Source organism: Pararcticibacter amylolyticus (assembly GCF_003130405.1).
In the GTDB taxonomy this organism is placed as follows: domain Bacteria; phylum Bacteroidota; class Bacteroidia; order Sphingobacteriales; family Sphingobacteriaceae; genus Arcticibacter; species Arcticibacter amylolyticus.
Genome location: NZ_QEAS01000016.1, coordinates 56,000 through 76,002, shown reverse-complemented (window position 1 = coordinate 76,002; position 20,003 = coordinate 56,000). Strand labels below are relative to the sequence as shown.

The 20,003-nt window shown below is 46.1% G+C and carries 12 protein-coding genes; 6 read left to right on the top strand and 6 right to left on the bottom strand.

Translation table 11 applies throughout. From position 1 onward, the window contains the following. The 4 genes from DDR33_RS25945 to DDR33_RS18175 form a co-directional block, all read right to left on the bottom strand. On the bottom strand, positions 1-845 hold an 845-nt coding region (locus DDR33_RS25945; protein ID WP_158280802.1), incomplete at its 3' end, for a TonB-dependent receptor plug domain-containing protein. 33 nt (positions 846-878) lie between these two features. Further along, entirely contained in the window at positions 879-2,552 is a 1,674-nt protein-coding gene (locus tag DDR33_RS18185) for a RagB/SusD family nutrient uptake outer membrane protein (RefSeq protein ID WP_109417236.1), read from the bottom strand. An 18-nt stretch (positions 2,553-2,570) separates the two neighbouring features. Continuing rightward, positions 2,571-5,771: a SusC/RagA family TonB-linked outer membrane protein gene (locus DDR33_RS18180; protein WP_109417235.1), complete on the bottom strand. Its 3,201-nt coding sequence runs from the start codon at positions 5,769-5,771 to the stop codon at positions 2,571-2,573. Between the two features lie 380 nt (positions 5,772-6,151). Further along, entirely contained in the window at positions 6,152-10,237 is a 4,086-nt protein-coding gene (locus DDR33_RS18175) for a hybrid sensor histidine kinase/response regulator (RefSeq protein WP_109417234.1), read from the bottom strand. A gap of 190 nt (positions 10,238-10,427) precedes the next feature. Between DDR33_RS18175 and DDR33_RS18170 the strand changes: the two genes are divergently transcribed. Both DDR33_RS18170 and DDR33_RS18165 read left to right on the top strand, forming a co-directional pair. After that, positions 10,428-11,348, top strand: coding sequence for a LysR family transcriptional regulator (locus DDR33_RS18170; RefSeq protein ID WP_109417233.1), 921 nt, complete (start codon positions 10,428-10,430; stop codon positions 11,346-11,348). Between the two features lie 106 nt (positions 11,349-11,454). After that, the gene (locus DDR33_RS18165) at positions 11,455-12,417 is read left to right on the top strand and encodes a YeiH family protein (protein ID WP_109417232.1); all 963 of its coding nucleotides are present in this window, start codon (positions 11,455-11,457) and stop codon (positions 12,415-12,417) included. A gap of 22 nt (positions 12,418-12,439) precedes the next feature. Here the strand turns inward: DDR33_RS18165 and DDR33_RS18160 are convergent, their stop codons facing one another. Beyond that, the gene (locus DDR33_RS18160) at positions 12,440-13,876 is read right to left on the bottom strand and encodes an MATE family efflux transporter (protein WP_109417231.1); all 1,437 of its coding nucleotides are present in this window, start codon (positions 13,874-13,876) and stop codon (positions 12,440-12,442) included. Between the two features lie 311 nt (positions 13,877-14,187). Between DDR33_RS18160 and DDR33_RS18155 the strand changes: the two genes are divergently transcribed. From DDR33_RS18155 to DDR33_RS18145, 3 genes are all read left to right on the top strand, one after another. Continuing rightward, complete coding sequence (locus tag DDR33_RS18155) at positions 14,188-17,316, top strand: beta strand repeat-containing protein (protein ID WP_109417230.1); 3,129 nt, start codon at positions 14,188-14,190, stop codon at positions 17,314-17,316. A 166-nt stretch (positions 17,317-17,482) separates the two neighbouring features. Beyond that, positions 17,483-17,851, top strand: a complete 369-nt coding sequence (locus DDR33_RS18150) for an RNA recognition motif domain-containing protein (RefSeq protein ID WP_146198807.1) — start codon at positions 17,483-17,485, stop codon at positions 17,849-17,851. A gap of 120 nt (positions 17,852-17,971) precedes the next feature. Then, positions 17,972-18,562 (top strand): acetate uptake transporter, encoded by a 591-nt coding sequence (locus DDR33_RS18145; protein WP_109417228.1) that lies wholly within the window; start codon positions 17,972-17,974, stop codon positions 18,560-18,562. Between the two features lie 88 nt (positions 18,563-18,650). Here the strand turns inward: DDR33_RS18145 and DDR33_RS18140 are convergent, their stop codons facing one another. Continuing rightward, complete coding sequence (locus tag DDR33_RS18140) at positions 18,651-19,040, bottom strand: winged helix-turn-helix transcriptional regulator (RefSeq protein WP_109417227.1); 390 nt, start codon at positions 19,038-19,040, stop codon at positions 18,651-18,653. Between the two features lie 80 nt (positions 19,041-19,120). On the opposite strand from DDR33_RS18140, the gene DDR33_RS18135 reads away from it, so the two are divergent. Then, the gene (locus tag DDR33_RS18135) at positions 19,121-19,924 is read left to right on the top strand and encodes an SDR family oxidoreductase (protein WP_109417226.1); all 804 of its coding nucleotides are present in this window, start codon (positions 19,121-19,123) and stop codon (positions 19,922-19,924) included. Positions 19,925-20,003: the final 79 nt, after the last annotated feature.

Here is a 20,003-nt window from a genome sequence, read left to right as displayed (position 1 = left end):
TCTTTAAATAGTCCGTCCTGGTTCACAAAACCTATCGTCGTATAATAGCGGATTCTTTCACCCCCTCCTCCAAGTGCCAGAGCGTAACGCTGGCCCGGTGCGCTGTTTCTTAAAAAGCGGCCTGTGTAATTGTTATCAGGGTAGAGATACGGATCGGTATGATCGCGATAAGCATCTAAAGCTGCTTGAGCATAGGCAGGCGACTGGCCGGCATTGCTCAGGCCCTGGTTATATAACGAAGCGAAATCATACGAATTTAAGGGCTTTATGACATTGTAAGCCTGCTGGAAACCCGCCTGAGCGGTGAAATCAATATAATTCTGATTCGCTTTTCCATGCCGGGTGGTTACCAGTATTGCACCGTTTCCAGCGTTTAATCCATACCAGTTAAGTGCTGCTGCGTCTTTTAAGACCGTGACACTTTCTATTTCGTTCGGATCTATGTTTGATAAATCGCGTTCTACGCCGTCTATCAGAACGACAGGGGAGGATCCCTGTGCGTAGGAAGACTTTCCCCGTACCTGCAATGCAGCATTGCCCGTGCCGGGCTTATTTCCGTTTTGCATAACCAGCAAACCACTTAAGCGTCCACCCAGCACAGAGACCATATTGGTTACCTGTGTTTTGGGAAGATCATCAGCCTTTATTGCACTGTAACCATAGTTTAACTGCCTCCTTGTGCGCTTTGCAAATGGAATATCGATATATTCATCAAAAACAGTGGTATCTTCCTTCATATCCGGAACAGCGCCACCGGATGTCTGGCGTATCTGAGCCTGGTCTTTGGTGCTTGTTAGCATGACAAAGCCGAGCAACACACCTAAACACTTTATATATTTTATCATTTTATTCAGATTTAAATGTAGAAACTATGAGATTTACCACCCCGGATTTTGCTGAAGCTTCCCGGCTGTTTTGTTCATTTCGTTCTGAGGAATGGGATAGAGGTACATCCTGTCAGTAAAAACTTTCTGATAGGCAGGCAGATCCGTTTGAGTATATGTAAAGCTGCCGTCGGCGTTTTTTACTACAAGTATGGCTTTCATGGGCTGAGCCACAATTTCAGGTCCTTTTTTCCAGCGCAGGATATCCCACCACCGCATATCTTCAAATGCAAATTCTACTGCACGTTCGTTCCTGATCCTGTCGCGCATTTGCGCCTGGCTGAGTCCTTCGGGAAGTTTTGGCATTCCGGCCCGTAGCCTGACCGCATCTACGGCATTATAAACTTCGGTGCCGGGACCCGTAGCTTCATTTTGTGATTCTGCAAAATTCAGCAGCACTTCAGCGTAACGATAAAAGACAAAATTCAATAAAGCACTTGCAGTGGAGCCAGCCTTAGCTGTTTCCGGCCATAGCCGTTTCAGGTAATAACTCGTTTTGGTGAATGTACTGGAGGCGTTAATGTCGGTGCCGTAGGTAACCGATCCTGAACTGTTGGGCGCAGTCTGCCAGGTTTGAACAGCACGTCCCTGCCAGGTGGCGCCATTATAGAGGATATTGACATAGAACCGCGGATCGCGGTTCGTGTATGGCTTTTGCGGATCATATCCCGATGCCGGATCGGTGATCGGCTTCCCATTGTTCATTTCATACAGATTGACGTGGTTTTGGGTGACGGACATGTTTGACTGGGCACCGCCATAACTTGTTGGAACCAGGAAGTCGCTGATGTAAGTCCCGATATAAGAACGCGGTGCACGCGGCCATATCCTGATATATTCGTTAGACGTAGAGACCTGCAGCACATTAGCATAACTGGGTTCAAGGGAGAATCTGTTCATATTCATAATCGCCCTGGCAGCGTCAGCGGCCTTCTGCCACCTGGAAACATCATTTGACGTGTTCCAGAGAGGGCTTGCTGCCAGCATGAGCATACGGGTTTTTAATGCAAGTGCTGCTGCACCGGTTGCCCTGTTGGCCTGGGCTGCAGGATTGGGCCAGTCGTTATTCGTTTGCGGCAGTAAAGTAATCGCTTCATCCAGATCGCTCAATATTCGGGCAAGGGTTTCATCAAATGAACTGCGTTCCGGATCACTTGCTGCTTCAGTAAAGCTTTGTGGTTCAGTAAGCAACACCACGCCTCCATAGCGTTTTATCAGTTCCGAATAGAAATAGGCACGGAGGTACAGTTGCTCACCCCGGATATAATTTGCGTTGTACTCTGAAGTCCAAGGTGTTTTATCGAGGTTGGCTAACACGACGTTGGCATTGCGGATACCTTTGTACATCTGCGTGTAAATACTGGTAACATCGGTGGCACCGGGATCGAGAAAGTTTCCCTGGTTCATCGGGGTGATTTCGGCCTGAATGGCATTCGTTATTGATTCATCTGTAAATTCCGATACCATGCCTTTATACCCGTTAAGACGGCCATAGTCATTGAGACTGAAAGTATATGTATTATCTGCGTAGCGTGATGCCTGAAGCGGATTCGCAAACACTTCATCGAGTGTCATTTGCACACCGACGTCGCGCTGAAGGAAATCCTTTTTGCACGCTGAAGCGCATAGTATACTGATGCAGAGGAGTAAAAGCTTAATTGTTTTCATATCAATTTTTTTAAAGCTTTAGAAAGAAAGATTTAAACCCAGATTAAATACCCTGGTTGTGGGCACCACCGTAGTATTGTAGTTATAGGTGCCGCCGGAAATGTTATTTTCCGGATCAACTCCATAGAATTTTGTCCATGTAATCAAGTTCTGCCCGCTTAGTATTAAAGAGAGATTGCTTATTTTATATTTACGAAGCAGTTTAGCGGGAACTGAATAGCTTAACTGTGCGTTGCGCAGCTTGACATACGACGCATCCTGCAGGAAAAAGTCGTTTACATTTTCATTAGGGTTGGGAGAAAGTGCCGGGCGCATGGCGGGCCAGGTCGGATTTGGATTATCCGGCGTCCATCTGCCCATCATCGGCGCGTAGTATTGATTTAAGCCGCCGCTGTAGAAAATGAGGTCAGAACTTACGTGATCAACGGCATTGAACAATACAGATAGCTGGAACCCTTTGTAACCCAGCTGCAGATTCAGTCCGAAATTATACTCTGGAATGTTGGAATATCCTATAGGCATCCTGTCGTTTGTCGTAATCTGCCCGTCTCCGTTAACGTCAGCGAATTTCAAATCGCCCGGAATTGACTTTACGCCCTTTAAGTTGTTAACCGGATTAGCATCAATGTCAGCCTGATCCTGGTAATAACCTAAAACATGATAGCCATAATAGGTACCGATGGGTGTTCCGGTCACCTTTAAATTAGATAATGTACCCGGCGCTTCATCCAGAACCTCGCGTTTATTCCGTGAAAAGCTCATATTTCCTGTAACGGAGTAGGTAAGCTTATGGTCCCGGTTCTGATATGTTGCCGTTGCCTCATAACCATGATTATAGTTTACGCCATAATTTACACTTGGCACTGAAGCTCCATAAGAGCTAAAGCTGGTATTTGAGCGGCTGGTCAGGATATCTGACCTGCGGTCGTCGAATATATCAGCCGTAACGGAAAGTTTATCTTTAAACATGGACAGGTCGAGGCCCAGGTTTCTTTTGAGTGAAGTCTCGAAAGAGACCATCGGGTTTCCATACTGAGTTTGTGTGTAAGTCGGAGCGCTGAAGCTGCTGTTTGGATTGCCGAAGGGGACATTTGAACCAGCACCAAATTTGTCCTGGTAATAGAAGCGCCCGGTGCCCGGACTCGGGATACCTACCCGGCCGACAGACCCTCTTACCTTCAGCATACTTAACCAGGTAACAGAGTTCATGAATTCTTCATTGGCGATATTATACCCGACAGAGAGAGATGGAAAAAAACCGTACCGGTAATCCTTCGCGTAGTTTTCAGAACCGTTATAGGTGGCGCTGCCTGTGAAGAAGTACTTATTGGCATAATTATACATCACCTGCGAAACGATGCCCTGGTTAGCAAACGGAGCGCTTGCATCGGTCGCCCCTCTCAGTTCGCGCTGCCCGATGATGTTGGCACTCACGTTATGCTTATCAAAGCTATGTGAGTAGTTGATGAATAACTGGAGGTTCGTTTTATTATAACCACTGCGTGTGTAGGCCGGATTGCCTAGATAGTCGTTGTATGTGGATGAATAGGGGCTCAGCTGCTTTGTAGAGCGGTCGAGGTTAAAAGAGCCAATGCTTCCGCGCTGGAGCTTGCCTGAAATAAAATTAGAATCATATCCAAACTGTCCTTTTACGGATAGGCCCGGCGTAATGAAGTCGAGTTTTTGATCCAGTGTAAAAACACTTTCCCCGATATTGGTATCGGTGAATGCATAACCGCCGTAGGTGATATAGGAGTATGGATTGTAGCTGTTTGTGCCCAGCAAGGCCATATTCACAATGTGATTATAAGTATTGTCGAGCGCTATAACAGCGGGATCTGTGGAGTTTGTATATTCAGGGAAAAAGGGGAGGCCCCATGCCGGTATCTTCAGCGAACGCCCTACAAGTCCTTCTATGCCGTTGCTGACCACACCGGCAGGATCGTTGTATTCGCTGTATCCCGAAAGACTGTACCTGTGCTCATTACGCCCGGCAAGATTGACCTCGAAATTCGTTGTTTTGCTGATATCAAAGCTCACTCTCGCCCTGAAATTATACCTGTTATAGCTGGGGGTAGTGCTATAATCCAGGGGCGTTTTAAACTCTTTGAAGTTCCCGTCTTCAAACTGATGGCCAAATGATGTAAAATATTTTATTCTGCCCGTACCCCCGGAAACAGTAACATTCTGCTGGTTTTGTGTCCAGCTGTCCCTCACCAGTGCCGAATACCAGTCAACGTTTGGGTATAATAGCGGATCTCCGGTGCCATCTTTAAATATTTGCAGATCCTCATCCGTAAAGTTGCGGGTTTCGCCGATATTTTTCTGACCCTCGGTATACAGCATGGCGCTCTCATAGGCGGGGAGAATGTCAGGCCTCTCAGTGGCGGTTAAGATGCCCTGGTTTATATTGAAGCTGACCCTGGCAGGCCCTTCTTTTCCTCTTTTTGTGGTAATGACAAATACCCCGTTTGCTCCCTTTAAACCATACAGAGCAGTTGAAGAAGCATCTTTCAATACGTTGATACTTTCTATTTCATTGGGGTCGATATCGCCGAAGCTGCTTCTCTCCACCCCGTCTACAATGATCAGGGCTGTAGCGGTCGGGGATACCCGTCCCCGAATATATAAGTTGGCAGAATTAATACCGGCCCGTCCCTGCGATTGCTGCACGATCAGCCCGGGGACAACTCCTGCCAGCGCCTGGGTCACGTTTGTAACGGGTGATTTTAACAGCTCTTTTCCTGAAACGGTACTGATAGCTGCTGTAACATTTGATCTCCGCTGAGATGTATAGCCGTTTACGACTACTTCCGTCAGGGAAGTTTGCAGCGCTTTTAATGTTACATTTATCGGCTGGTTGTCTCTTACCTGGACTTCTTTACTTTCGGAGCCGATAAAGGAGAAGACAAGTACCGCCCCTCTGTCTGCGGCTATTTTAAACTTACCGTTTACGTCTGTTACCGCGCCTGTGGTGGTTCCTTTAATTTTTACACTGGCGCCGGGTATCGGCTGCCCTGTTTCGTCTTTGACCATCCCGGTTATTTCCTCTTTTGCCAGGGATATTGAGAACGATTTTTTTACCCTAGAGAAGGTATCATTACCGGCGTAAAGCCCTGTCGTTGTATAAAGGACTAAAATCAATATAAGGCTTCCGGCCGGCAGGATGTCTTTATAATGGTTGGCCTTTCTACTTTTACTGTTCTGATATATTTCCATTGATATATACCTAAAAGATTAAATGAATGATAGGAGCATCAGAAGGGAATAAGCATATCCCTGCTAATAGCTCAATTGGTTAAATAGTTGTTCAAGAGCGAGAGAAACTGGATCGCTTATTGAAGAAAAGTGACAGATCGTTTGCTGCCTTTAGTAGACACCTCAGGTATCTGTAGATGGTGAAGGAAATTTTCTTTGTAAACCTTTATACATAATTTAGTTTTTAGTTGAAGCAAACATGGCTCTTAATTGCAAAAAAGGAGGGGTACAAATCAAGCAATTATAAGGTATTTTTTAAGCAAAAATACTGTAAAGCCCCGCTGAGGGCATATAAGCGGCTTTTCTCTGCTTTAATAATAACCTTTGTAACTGCCCTTTTTCTAAAGCTTTATGTTAATCCGTTTTTGAAATACAGGTTTATTACGGCGGGCAAAGTCAGAAGGATTGACACCAAACAATTTGACGAACTGGCTGCGGAAATATTTAATATTGTTAAACCCTGTTTCGAGGGCAACCTGGTTGATATTGTAATCTGTATTAATAAGCATCTCTGCTGCCTTTCGTAAACGGATAAGGCGAATAAATGCTGTAACGGTATACCCGGATAAAGACTTAACCTTGCGGTACAAATTTGAATGGCTCATGCCTATTTCTCTGGCCAGCACCTTGATATTAAACTGGGGGTCGGTTAAATGTGCTTCCACCACTTCCATGCATTTTTGCATGAAGGCTTTATACTCTTCGGAGATGGCGACGGAGTTTGTTTTAAGCGTAATTTCGTTGTAGAAGTAGCTGCGGAGGTTATTGCGGATATTTAAAAGGTTAGCTACCCGTGCCACCAGCAAATCTTTTTCAAATGGTTTGCCTATATAGTCATCCGCACCGCAGTCGATGCCTTTGAGCTTATTTTCCGAAGAGAGGCTCGCCGTCAGTAATATGACAGGAATATAGGCGTATGCCGGGTCATTTTTCAGCCAGCTGCACCACTCAATGCCACTCATGCGCGGCATCATGACGTCACAAATTACCAGGTCAGGAGTCTTTTCTTTCACCATTAACATGCCGGTTTCACCATCGCCTGCTTCGTACACGATATAGTCAGGCTGAAAGACTGTATTTATATACCGGCGTATGTCTTTGTCATCATCAATCACCAGTATCGTTTTCCGTTCCGTGAAAATATCATCCGCTTTAAACGTTTCGCCGACGGAACGTTCAGCGGCATCCATGTTACTGTCGTCGGCGAGAAGCTCCTCTAAAATGGGTGATTCTGTTATGGTATCTTCCGAAATCAGATCAGGGTCAAAGTGAGCTTTTCCTTTTTTCAGGGTTAGTGTAAACATTGTGCCCTTATCTACTTCGCTCTTATAATTCAGGCTTGCCTGATGTTTGTTTGCAAACAGGCGGGCGAGGTATAAGCCTACACCGAATCCCGCTTTTTCGGGCCTGCCCTTTGTTCCCGATTGATAGAATTTCTCAAAAATGCTCTCGCCTTCCCGGCCTGCAATTCCACAACCAGTATCCTGAACCTGTATGCTTACAGTGTTTGGCTTTTCAACCACACTCAGAGATACATTTCCTCCCGGCGGGGTAAACTTTATGGCGTTCGAGATAAGGTTAAAAAGGATAATTTCAAGCTTTTCGCGATCACCGAACACCAGGATGTTTTTATCCGTATTCACACGTTCGTAATTTATTCCGTTTGCTTTGGCCTGCTGGCTAAAACAGTGGAATACTTCGGTACAGAGCTCGGCAATGTTCAGGGCGGTCACTCTCATTTCTCCTGCTCCGGAGTCAGCTTTTCTGAATAGAAGGAGCTGGTCGACCAGGCTAAGCAAACGGCGGGCGTTACGGAAAACGATCTTCAGATCTTTATCATCATTATTCTGATCACGCATCATCATATCTTTAACCGGATTGATGATTAAAGAAAGCGGTGTACGGAACTCATGGGTGATGCTTGTGAAAAAGTCGAGCCTGTTATGATAGATCTCCCGTTCCTTTTCCTGCAGCGCTCTCTGTTTCTTTTCATTTTCTCGGGCAATCAGGATCTCATATTTCAGGCGGGTCTGGCGCACACGATAGGTGACATATCCGTAAAGGCAGGCAATAGCGGCAATAATGTAAATGAGATAAGCAAGCCAGCTTTGGTACCAGGGCGGGGAAACAATGATCCGGATAGAAATGCTCTTTTTTTCCCATTGGCCGTCTTTATTGGTGCAATTCACCTGGAAGTCATAGGTGCCCGGATCCAGGCGTGCATATGACACACTTCGTGCGCTACCCCCATTATTCCATTGGTGATCACGGTTCAGCAGCCTGTACCGGTAGTTAATATGTTCTGTATAAGGGAAATCAATCGCGGTAAAATTAAATGTAAAAATTGCCTGGTCGTGTGGTACCCTGATCTCTTTCACCGAGCTGCCGCTCGTTTCTGTGATATATCCGGATAATCCGGCAGGTGTATTATTTATAGACACACCTGTAAAAACAAGGTCGGGATTCGATCTCCTCTGGGATACTTTCTCAGGGTAAAACAGGGTCAGGCCTCTGACATTTCCGAATGCCAGTTCACCAGAAGATAAGGTTGCTGCAGCATTATAGTTGAATTCCTTTTCAGGTAATCCGTCGCCTGTTGAATAGGTTTTAAAAGTCTGACCGGGTATGTCAAACTTTGACAGCCCATTATAAGTGCTTAACCACAGATTGCCTGCCTTGTCGCCCAGGATGTTCATAATATGGTTGTTCGCAAGTCCATCATCGGAAGTATACCTTTTTAAAATCTTATTCTGTTTGCGGTCAAACAGCATCAAGCCACCCTCAGTACCTATCCAGAATCTTCCTTTTTTATCCTCAAAAACTGAGCGTACAGAGTAACCTGTTTTATAGCGTTTGTATTTTCTGGTGGCCGGGTTGATCCGAACGATCTCGTTCCATTCTCCCCCCCAGAGCTGTCCTTGTCCATCTTCATAAAGCACCAGGACATCCCGTAACTTTGAATCAAACAGCTCAAAACGATTCGTTTTCCTGTTAAAAAGGAACAGGCCGTACTGGAGATCGCCTGCCCAGAGGTTTCTTTTCCGGTCTTCATATATCAGCCAGAATGTTGCATTTGTCAGTTTCCTGGAGCCCGCATATGCATAATATCGTTCAAAGGACCTGGTAGTGGGGATGTATCTGCTAATGCACCCGTCGTAGGATGCAAGCCATATATTACCATTAGAATCTTTCCTGATGCCGGTGATCGAATTTCCACCGAGCGAGGCCTGGTTATCAGGCTGATGAACGAAATTTGTAAACAGGTTATCCTTCCTGTTTAAGAGGCTGACGCCGCCGCCGTCAGTACCTATCCATAAGTTTTCGGGATCCTGCTCGCATATTGACAGTACAAAGTTATTTGCCAGGCTGTTACGGTTACCCGTTTCATGTTTAATATTTACAAAGCCTGATTTGTAAGGGTCTATAATGTTCAGGCCGCCCCGGTAGGTTCCAATCCAGATGCGTGATCTCTTATCCTTGTAAAGAGCCAGTACAGCATTGCTGGCTATTGAACGCTTTCCGTCTCCGCTGTTGATATAGCTGAACTTGCTTGTCTTTTCGTTTAAAATATTAATCCCCCCGCCATCTGTCGCAATCCATAGTTCATCGTTGTTTCCGGTCATGATGGCCGAGACACGTGTTGAAGAAAGCATACTTTCAGTTTTGCCGTAGTGCCGGTCGTACACATTTTCAGCAATGTTATACCTTTCAATGCCTGCAGAGGTACTCATCCAGAGAAAGTTGTTGTGAAACAGGAGCTTGGATGCACTCTGGTGTGTATTATTCACAACCTGTAATTGTTTCTTTTTCCGGTCATACCTGCAAAGACCTTTCCCTTCCACAAAAGCCCAGACGGACTGGTCGGCTGTAATACAAATAGCCTGCAAATTATAGTTATGCCCGGTGTTTTTTAGCGGAATAATCCTGCCGCTCCGGTAATCGTTATTCTCAAACAGAACAAGACATTCACCTGTCACCCGGAGAAACGCATTCCCGCTTTTATCAAATTTGATATCCTCCGTATTCTTCACCAGCTTTTTAGGGTCAGAGCCTTTCGCCTGGTAGTAAACGGGAGAGAAATGGCCGGTCAGACCATTGTAAATGCTCACTCCGCCATGTGTCCCGATCCAGAGGCGTTGTTCTTTATCCTCAGCAATAACATTGATCCAGTTTTGTATGATACTGGTGGTATCTCCATCGCTGCTTCTGAAAATCCTGAACTCATAACCGTCATAGCGGTTAAGTCCATCGTTTGTTCCGATCCACATAAAGCCATTGCTGTCCTGGAAGAAGCTCCGCACAGCGCTGTTGGATAAGCCGTTTTCGATGCCAAGATGATCAACGGCCTCAGATCTCTGTCCCAGTAAAAGCGGAGATCTGAACAGAAAAATAAACAATAAGAAAACATGGGCTTTCAGTAGCTTCATAACGGGAGGCAGCAGGAATTACTATAGTTGTTAATTGGCCGGCTTATCAATCAAAAATACACAAATTAGTAGTAAACGGCGTAATATTATACAATTTGCGTCTGGCAACATCCCTGTCAATTGTACGCTTATCCATTTTAATAGTATCCCTGAACAGAGGAGAACCATCAGCTTTCTTTACCTTAGCAAAATGTTCGATTTCAGACTGAAAGTATTCTATACCGTCGCTCAAAGGCTGAGTTTTACCAGGGCTGCATCTGAGCTGTTTATCAGCCAGCCTGCCGTTACCAAACATATCAGGGAACTGGAGGACTTTTATAAATCTCCGCTGTTTGAACGCAGCGGCAATAGTAAAGTGAGTATCACACCCGCTGGTATGCTGCTCCTGAAATACGCCGAGCAGATATTAAGTCTTTCAAGGGACCTGGAATATGATATGAGTATGCTGAGGGACAAATATTCGGGGACATTACGGATCGGGGCCAGCACAACTATCGCTCAGTACCTGCTGCCGTCGCTGCTGGCGGGCTTTCATAAAAAGTTCCGGGATATAAGGGTCAGTATGATCAGCGGAAATACAGAAGAGATCGAACAGGCATTGATAAACAAACAGATAGAAGTAGGTTTTATCGAAGGACTTTCTAAAAAACCACGGATCCATTATTCCGGGTACCTGAACGATGAAATAGTCCTGGTATGCCCCAGTCATTTTCATGCCTTTAAAAAAGATACACTAAGCATTGATGAACTGACCCGTTATCCCTTGCTGATGCGCGAGCCGGGATCAGGAACGCTGGAAGTAATAGCCCACGCCCTGAAGCCTTTTGGTCTCAGGCTGAATGACCTGAATATTGAGATGCAGCTGGGCAGTACGGAAGGCATTAAAAGCTATTTAGCCAAAAGCGATTGCCTGGCATTTATCTCCGTACACGCTATTTTTAAAGAACTTAAGCACCGGGAGCTGCGGGTTATTGATGTCGAATCCCTGAACATTGAACGCCCGCTGCAGATTGCTGTTCAGCATGGGCAGCCTTCAAAGCTTGCTGACCTTTTTATTGAGTTTGTTCATAAGAACTCATCTGACTGGTATAATGATCATAAGATCACCTGAGATCTGCCTCTGATTCCCGTTTAATAATTTTTGGTTATCAACTATTCAGATTGATGATGAAAATCCAGTCTTTAAAAGCCCCAGTTTTGGGCTTAAAATAAATTCTATGGATACCCATCATACACGCGATCATCTTGTTGTTATGAAGCCAGGGATGCAGAAAGTCGTTTTTATTCTCTGTATCCTGTTGTCTTTAATGCCATTTGCAGGGCCGGCATTTGCACTTTTTCTGGGAATTGCTGTTGCCCAGATCTCCGGGCACCCTTATTCTCATCTCAATCAGAAAGCTACTCACTTTCTCCTGCAGCTGTCGGTAGTAGGCCTTGGTTTTGGTATGAATATTCACCATGCCATAAAAGCCGGTGGAGAGGGCTTGTTGTTTACTATCGGCTCGATTACAGTTACACTGATTATCGGATACCTGGCCGGGAAATTTTTCAAAGTAGGAAAGAAGACTTCTTATCTGATTTCAAACGGTACGGCAATATGCGGGGGAAGCGCCATTGCAGCTATTTCTCCTGTTATCAAAGCAAGAGAAAAAGATATTTCTGTTGCACTTGGATGCGTTTTCACGCTTAATTCTATCGCTCTTCTTGTCTTTCCTGCCATTGGCCATTATTTTCATCTGTCTCAAACCCAGTTCGGTTTATGGTGCGCTATTGCCATCCATGACACCAGTTCGGTGGTAGGGGCAGCTTCAAAGTACGGAGCCCAGGCACTTGAGATAGCTACCAGTGTGAAGCTGGCCCGGGCTCTCTGGATAATCCCGGTTGCACTTCTTTCGAACTATTTTTTTAAGACATCTTCCCAAAAAGTGAAGATCCCGTATTTTATCCTGTTGTTTGTTTTAGCTATGGCTGCGAATACATATATCCGGTCCCTGGATATTATATACCCTTACCTTGTACAGATTGCGAAAATGGGTCTTACTCTCACCCTGTTTCTGATCGGTTCCGGACTTTCAAGACGTACTTTTCTCTCCGTTGGAGTCAGGCCTTTTCTGCAGGGAACCTTTTTATGGTTGGCAATGGCAAGTCTCGAGTTTTACATTATTCTTAATTTCATCTGATGCGGGAAGTGGCGATGGCATTCTATACCCGGGTCTCTTTCCACCTGCCTCTTCTGAAAAGCAGCAATGTGAATATCCCGACGGAAGTTTCTGAGAAAAATACAGCCCAGAATACTCCCAGTTCCTCCATATCCTGATGGATGGCCAGGAAGTAAGAGAGCGGAATCTGTATGAGCCAGAAAAATACCAGGTTGATCAAGGTGGGTGTTTTGGTGTCACCGGAGCCATTAAAGGCCGAGGTGGAAACCATCCACCATCCATACACAAAATAAGAGAAGGAGAGTATACGAAGCCACTCAGCACCGACAGCGATCACCTGCTTTTCTTTTGTAAATACCTGCATGAGATTTTCATTAAAGAAAAAATACACCAGAGACACTCCCAGCAGGAAAATCATGTTATAGAAGCCTGTTTTCCAAACAGCCGATTCTGCGCGGTCAGGGTTGCCGGCGCCGAGGTTCTGACCCACCAGTGTTGCTGCAGCGTTGGCCATTCCCCATGCAGGCATCATAGTGAACATCATGATACGCATGGCGATGGTTGCCCCGGCCACCGCTGTGCTTCCTACTTCTGCCAGTATGCGCATCAGGAATATCCAGGAAGTCATCGCAATGATCATCTGTCCCATACCACCCAGACCTGTGCGCAGAATGCCTGTAAAAACTGAACCGTCCCAGCGGATCTGGCTGCGGCTGACCCGGATATGTTTTCCTCCCCTGAACAGCAGCCAGAATTGTACCAGTACTCCTGTACCACGGCCGATGGTAGTAGCGATTGCTGCACCTTCTATTCCCATTGCAGGTACAGGTCCCCAGCCCATGATCAGCAAAGGGCACAACAGCATATTGATCCCATTTGAGATCCAGAGTATACGCATGGATACAGCGGGGTCACCGGCTCCGCGGAAAACTGCGTTGATCATAAAAAGCAATACAATGACGATATTACTTCCCAGCATCCATTGAGTATACCGGTAGCCATTTTCAATGGCCCACTGATCGGCCCCCATAAAAGCGAGGAGTTCCTTGCTGAAAAAGATACCTGCCACAGCAAAAGGCACCGATGCAAAGAAAGCCAGGAAAATGGCCTGAACCGCCGCTACTGCTGCTGCCTCGGGTTTCTTTTCTCCTATACGCCTCGATACGATCGCCATTACTGCTGTCGAGAGGCCCATCGCAATCGAATACAAAAGGAACAGGTAAGTTTCAGTCAATCCCACTGTCGCTACTGCTGAAGCTCCCAGTTTTCCGACAAAATAGATGTCGACTACGGCAAAGGCCGATTCCATTACCAGTTCAAGTATCATGGGAACAGCTAATAAAAAGATGGCCCGTTTCAGATGTATGGTGGTATAATCTGCCTCAATTCCGATGATGGCGTTCTTAAGCTCCTGCCATAGCAAAGGTTTGTTAAGAGCCGGGGTTTGCACGGCATGGGTGTCTGTCTTCCTTTCTTCCATTGGTTTTGTCAATCGTGTATGTTTGTTTGTTCATGCTGTAAAGAGGGCAGATGAATGCTTCGCTGCTTCGCATATTGAACTTTACAAAAATACCGCTAAGCTTTAGAATCAGTGAGTATAATAGCGACATCTGAAGGGCTAAATGCGACAGGTTGCAACCTGCATCAAATGAGTTGATTACGGGCAAATACAGGTAGTTTTCAACCGCAAGATTTTCTTAAAAACACGCTCAGTATGCTTAAAACGCATTTTTTTCGTAACTCCAGTTAATCGAACCCGTAAACAGGCACCAGCAACAAATTTACCCACGAGTGAAGAATTCAATAAAATTTTATAAGTGCGGCGTTGCAGCCGCCATGCTTTTTTGTAGTAACGTTCTGTTCGCGCAGCAAAAATACGGGGACAACCTTGGCTCACACCAGGCGACCCGTGATTTGAACATGAACTCACACCGGATCGACAGTGTGAGCGTACTCAATGCCCAGGGGGCAGTTATAGGTACAGCAGCAGCTGTAAATAACCATTCTGTCGCCCTGCAGGTCAACGGCAATGACAAAGCTATTCTGATTCCGCGCGTAGCAAACCTGCTGGATGCAGCAAACCCAGCCATCGTTAATGCAGTAGAGGGAATGATTGTTTACGACCTGACCACAGGGAAGTTTTACGTTCGTAATAACTTCACCTGGGTGACTTTTGCCTATACCAATTTGGCTGATGGCAAGATACTGGTAGGAGATGCAACAGGTACTGCTGCTGCCGTCACATTATCCGGGGATATTACGCTTGACCGGACTGGTCTTGTAAGTATAGTAAACGGAAAGGTGACAACCAGTAAGCTGGCTGATCAGGCGGTAACGGCGGTAAAAGCAGGTTTGGGGGCTGGTAATAACAAGGTGCTTACGACAGATGCAACCGGGGCCAGTGTATGGATAGACCGTTCGCAGTTTGTCAGCTCTTCCCTTAGCAGCGGACAAATCGTGCTGGGAGATGCCAGCAATAGAGCACAAACTGTAACTCTTTCGGGCGATGTGACACTCAATTCAAGCGGCGTCACGGCTATCGGGGCCTCTAAAGTGGTGAATAGTATGCTTGCCGATAACGCAGTAAGTACAGGGAAACTGGCTGATGGCAGTATCACATCCAGTAAAGTCGTTGATGGCAGCATTACATCAGTAAAGCTTTCTTCTGACGCTGCTAATGACGCTAATCGTGCTGTAACGACGAATCACATCCGGAATAATGCGGTTACCTCATCCAAGCTTGCTTCCGATGCCAGTACAGATGCCAACAGGGCTGTAACCACTGATCATATCAGGGACAATGCTGTTGTTGCCGCTAAGATTGCCGACAATGCGGTTACTGTGAACAAGATTGCCGATGCTAATGTAACCGTAGCGAAACTCGCGACAGGCGGAACAGATGATGCTAATAAGGTGTATATCACAGATGCATTTGGAACGCCAGTGCTGATAAACCGCTCGGAGTTTGTTACCAGCGCGCTGCCAAGTGCCTATATCACAGTAGGAAATGCCTCCGGAGTGGCTACTGCAACTGCTTTAACGGGAGATGCAAAGATCTCCAATGCGGGAGCCCTCACTATCGGCAACAATGCAATCACTTCGCTTAAACTTGCTTCTGATGCCAGTACTGACGCTAACCGTGCTGTATCGGTCAATCACATCAAAAACAACGCTGTAACTTCGGCTAAACTCTCCTCTGACGCTAATACGGATGCAAATCGTGCCGTGACCACCAACCACATCCGGGATAACGCTGTTACTTCAGCCAAACTTGCATCAGACGCCAGCACCGACGCCAACAGGGCCGTTGGTACAGACCACATAAAGGACCAGGCTGTTTCTGCTGCAAAATTAGCAGATGCGGCTATTACAACGGTTAAGATCGCCAATGCCAATGTAACGATGGCGAAGCTGGCGACAGCCGGTGCAAGTGATGGTAATAAAGTATATACCACAGATGAGTCGGGAACACCCGTGCTGGCAAACCGTTCAGAGTTTGGTACCAGCACCCTTCCAAGTGCCCAGATCTTTGTAGGAAACGCTTCAGGAGTGGCAACGGCCATGCCTATGAGCGGGGACGCCGGGATTTCCAATACGGGCGAACTGGCTATAGGAAGTAATGCTGTTACTTCAAGCAAACTTGCTTCGGATGCCAGTATTGATGCCAACAGGGCGGTGACTACTCAACATATCCGGAATAATGCCGTCACATCATCCAAACTTTCCTCCGATGCCAGCATAGATGCTTACCGTGCTGTCAGCACCAATCATATTAAGGATAATGCCGTGACTTCCGACAAACTGGCCGCAGACGGAAGCGTGGATGCGAACCGTGCAGTGACAGCTAACCACATTCGGAATAATGCTGTGAGCTCGGCGAAGCTCTCATCAGATGCCAGTGTCGATGCTTATCGCGCCGTCACCACTAATCACGTGAGGGATAAAGCTATTACATCCGCCAAGCTTGCCTGGGACGGAAGTGTGGATGCAAACCGGGCGGTGACGACCGATCACATCCGGGATAATGCAGTGACAACTGTTAAGATCGCAGATCAGAATGTAACGACACCTAAAATTTCTGATGTCGCTGTCACAACAGCGAAGATTGCTGATGCTGCTGTAACAACAGTTAAGATTGCCGATGCCAATGTAACACTGGCAAAGCTGGGAACTGAAGGCCTGGCGGATGCGAATAAGGTTTATATGACCGATGCCAGCGGGAAAGCAGCGTTGTCTTCAACGATTGATGCCGCAAGGGTAGCAAACGGTTCTGTTACTAATACAGAATTTCAGTCATTGAGTGGAATAACCAGGAATATCCAGGAGCAGATGAATGCCCTTACTGTTGGCCTGGTCCCGGTCGGCTCTGTAGTGGCCTGGTTCCCTAACCTCCTGAGCAGTGCTACGCTATCGCCAAATTTCGTAGAATGTAACGGGCAGGTTTTAAATGATACACAAAGCGTTCTGAACGGAATTACGATTCCTAATCTGAACAGCGGATCTTACCTGACGGGCTCCAGTACTGGTACTGGTGGTACCGTTGGGAATAATTCGACAACTCTCACTGCATCTAATCTTCCGGGCACATCTCTTCCGTTTACAACCTCGGCGACGACTGCCGGAACTCCTAGTGGTACGATCTCCGTATCCGGAGCTGGAGAACACTCGCATAGTATATCAGATGTCATGGCCTTCTCGCTGGAAGGCTGGAGTGGTAAGAATAACGGCGGTGATGGTGAAGGCTGGCCAATTAACCAGACTTCTTCAGCCGGATATCATACTCACAATGCTTATTTCTACGGATCGCAAATGGCACCGCATTCACACACGGGGTCAGTCAACCTGAACAGTGGTACACAAACTGCCATAGACAATCGTCCGCAGTCATTCACTGTACGCTGGATTATGCGTGTTAAATAAAACTTTTTCGTTTGCGTACCGTATAAAATCACGTGCCGGAAACATATAGAATGTCTCCTGGAAAAAGCATAAATTAATAAAATCCGGATCAGCCGCTTGAGCAAAATATAGTTGCTGACTTTGCATCAGGAGCCTGGTCCGGTTGATAATAAGAAACAAAACTGAAATGAGTGTACTCTTTATAGGGGGAATCCCCCTGGATATGGACGAGGTGGAATTGAAGGAAATTTTCAGCGAATACGGGACTGTTGTTGCAGCAAAGGTTTTGCGCAACAGAAGAACGCAGATCAGCAGGAGGTTTGGTTTCGTTGAAATGGCAACTGAGCAGGAGGCTGAGAGAGTGATCGGCCTGCTTGACGGGGGGAGTATTGATGACGCGGAAATCAGTGTTAAACGGGAGGTACCGGTAGTGAGAGAAATACCGGAGGCTGAACGTAAGAGGGAATCTGAGATGTTACAGAACATCTTTACTGCGATTGCCAAGAAAGTAGCACCCCGTGCCGGAAAGCGTCCCCGGATCAAGAAGCCCTGGTAAAGAAGGCTGGCTGCGGTTATTTTTTTACTGTTGTATCAATTTTCCTTCAATTCGTGATTCAGATCCTTTTTTTCTTCTCCCGGAACATCTACTTTCGCGCCGGAAAAATCATAAAATTAAATGAAAGAAGAAAGAGAAGTAATTCTGAGAGATTCTTATGCAAATCCGGCACCGCTCGGCCTTTTTGCGTTTGGTATGACCACTGTTTTGTTAAATATTCACAATGCTGGTTTCTTTGAGCTGAATTCAATGATCCTGGCCATGGGGATCTTCTATGGTGGTATTGCGCAGGTCATAGCCGGTATCGTCGAAGCTAAAAAGAACAACACATTCGGGTTTACTGCTTTTACTTCGTACGGCTTTTTCTGGCTGACATTTGTGGGGCTGCTGGTTCTTCCGAAGCTGGGATGGGCAGAGCCTGTATCTGTTACCGGCCTGGTAGCATACCTTGTGATGTGGGGATTATTTACATTTCTCCTCTTCCTTGCAACTTTGAAGCAAAGCGTCGCCCTTCAGCTGGTGTTCGGGTCGCTCACCCTGCTGTTTATCCTGCTGGCAGTTGGCGATTATACGGAAAGTGCCGGAATTAAGATGTTCGCCGGTTATGAAGGCATTCTTTGTGGCGGGATAGCGATCTATACAGCGATTGCACAGGTTCTCAACGAGGTGTCCGGCAGAGTTGTTCTTCCTTTAGGCCCGGTGAAGAAATAAATGGCTATTCAAGTAAGCAGGAAAAGAGCTTTTAATAAAATGGATGTTGTCCCGAAAATGGAAGGGACAGCTTCCATTCTGAATACTCTTAGTGCAGCTGGCGGCAATCCGGGTACTCATTTTGCCGGAACTTAACTTTGTTTACTAATCTCTTTTTGTGATCTATGCCCCATTCCTCCATTGGCTTTGCTATCTTATCTATGCTCAGACAATACTCTGTCAGCGCATATTCGATCCTAACGGGGTATTCACTGACGACTGTTCTGCTAATCAATAAATTTTCCTCCAGATGCTTTAGCTCTTTGGATAGTACCCGGTTTGTAATCCTTGGGATAGAAGCCAGGATATCATTGAAACGCCTGTTGCCGCAGTAAATTGAAAGAATAACAGGGATTTTCCATTTTCCACCTATTACAAACATCGTGTCCTGTATTGCACGGATCTTTGCCTGAAATCTTTTTTCGTCCTCTGCTGTCATTTTAAGTATCCTTTTGTATACAGGTATCAAATGTATACTTTCTCGGGATTACTTTTGCTCTTCACAAATAAATTAAATTTATGAAAACGATCTTCATTACCGGGGCTTCTTCCGGAATTGGAAAGGCAACAGCAAAGCTCTTTCAGGCAAAAGGCTGGAATGTCATTGCCACCATGCGCAGACCGGAAAACGAAACGGAACTGTCGCAACTGGAAAATGTCACACTTCTGCCGCTGGATGTTACCAACCAGGAACAAATAAAATCAACTGTCCGAAAAGCGGCATCGTTATCCAATATTGACGTGGTGGTTAATAATGCGGGATATGGACTGATGGGCGCCTTAGAGGCTTTTACTGATGAAAATATTGTGCGTCAGGTGGAAACTAACTTTCTTGGAACTGTACGTGTAAGCCGGGAGTTTATCCCTTATTTCAGGGAAGCAAACAGTGGCTTGTTTATCAATGTTACTTCCATTGCCGGACATACCAGCTTCCCCTTTACAAGCGTTTATAATGGTACAAAATGGGCGGTAGAAGGCTGGAGTGAATGTTTATCGATCGAATTGTCCATGTTTAATGTAGCAGTTAAAACCGTCTCGCCAAGTGCTACGAAGACAGAATTATTCAGCCACAACGCGGACGTGACGTCGCTTCCTTATTACGCTGAGGTTGAAAGGAAAATGCTGGGCATGATTAACCCGGATTCCACACCTGAGGAGATTGCTGACGTCATCTATGAAGCAGCTACGGATAACAAGGACCAGCTGCGCTATTTCGCCGGGAAAGAGTCAAAGGCTATCTATGACAGGCGACAGGAAACAGGTGCTGAAGCTTCCAGAAAAGAACTGAAGAAAATGTATTTTGATGGCTTAGGTGCTTTATAATGTGGCCATCCTTAATAAAAAGGAAGCCGCCTCATAATTGATTTATGAGACGGCTTTCTTTTTACAGGTTTCCCTGTTT

What these genes read in the sequence shown, in the direction of transcription:
- DDR33_RS18185 (WP_109417236.1), bottom strand. Translation starts at nt 2,552, where the DNA reads ATGAAAACAATTAAGCTTTTACTCCTCTGCATCAGTATACTATGCGCT.
- DDR33_RS18180 (WP_109417235.1), bottom strand. Translation starts at nt 5,771, where the DNA reads ATGGAAATATATCAGAACAGTAAAAGTAGAAAGGCCAACCATTATAAA.
- DDR33_RS18175 (WP_109417234.1), bottom strand. Translation starts at nt 10,237, where the DNA reads ATGAAGCTACTGAAAGCCCATGTTTTCTTATTGTTTATTTTTCTGTTC.
- DDR33_RS18170 (WP_109417233.1), top strand. Translation starts at nt 10,428, where the DNA reads ATGTTCGATTTCAGACTGAAAGTATTCTATACCGTCGCTCAAAGGCTG.
- DDR33_RS18165 (WP_109417232.1), top strand. Translation starts at nt 11,455, where the DNA reads ATGGATACCCATCATACACGCGATCATCTTGTTGTTATGAAGCCAGGG.
- DDR33_RS18160 (WP_109417231.1), bottom strand. Translation starts at nt 13,876, where the DNA reads ATGGAAGAAAGGAAGACAGACACCCATGCCGTGCAAACCCCGGCTCTT.
- DDR33_RS18150 (WP_146198807.1), top strand. Translation starts at nt 17,483, where the DNA reads ATGAGTGTACTCTTTATAGGGGGAATCCCCCTGGATATGGACGAGGTG.
- DDR33_RS18145 (WP_109417228.1), top strand. Translation starts at nt 17,972, where the DNA reads ATGAAAGAAGAAAGAGAAGTAATTCTGAGAGATTCTTATGCAAATCCG.
- DDR33_RS18140 (WP_109417227.1), bottom strand. Translation starts at nt 19,040, where the DNA reads ATGACAGCAGAGGACGAAAAAAGATTTCAGGCAAAGATCCGTGCAATA.
- DDR33_RS18135 (WP_109417226.1), top strand. Translation starts at nt 19,121, where the DNA reads ATGAAAACGATCTTCATTACCGGGGCTTCTTCCGGAATTGGAAAGGCA.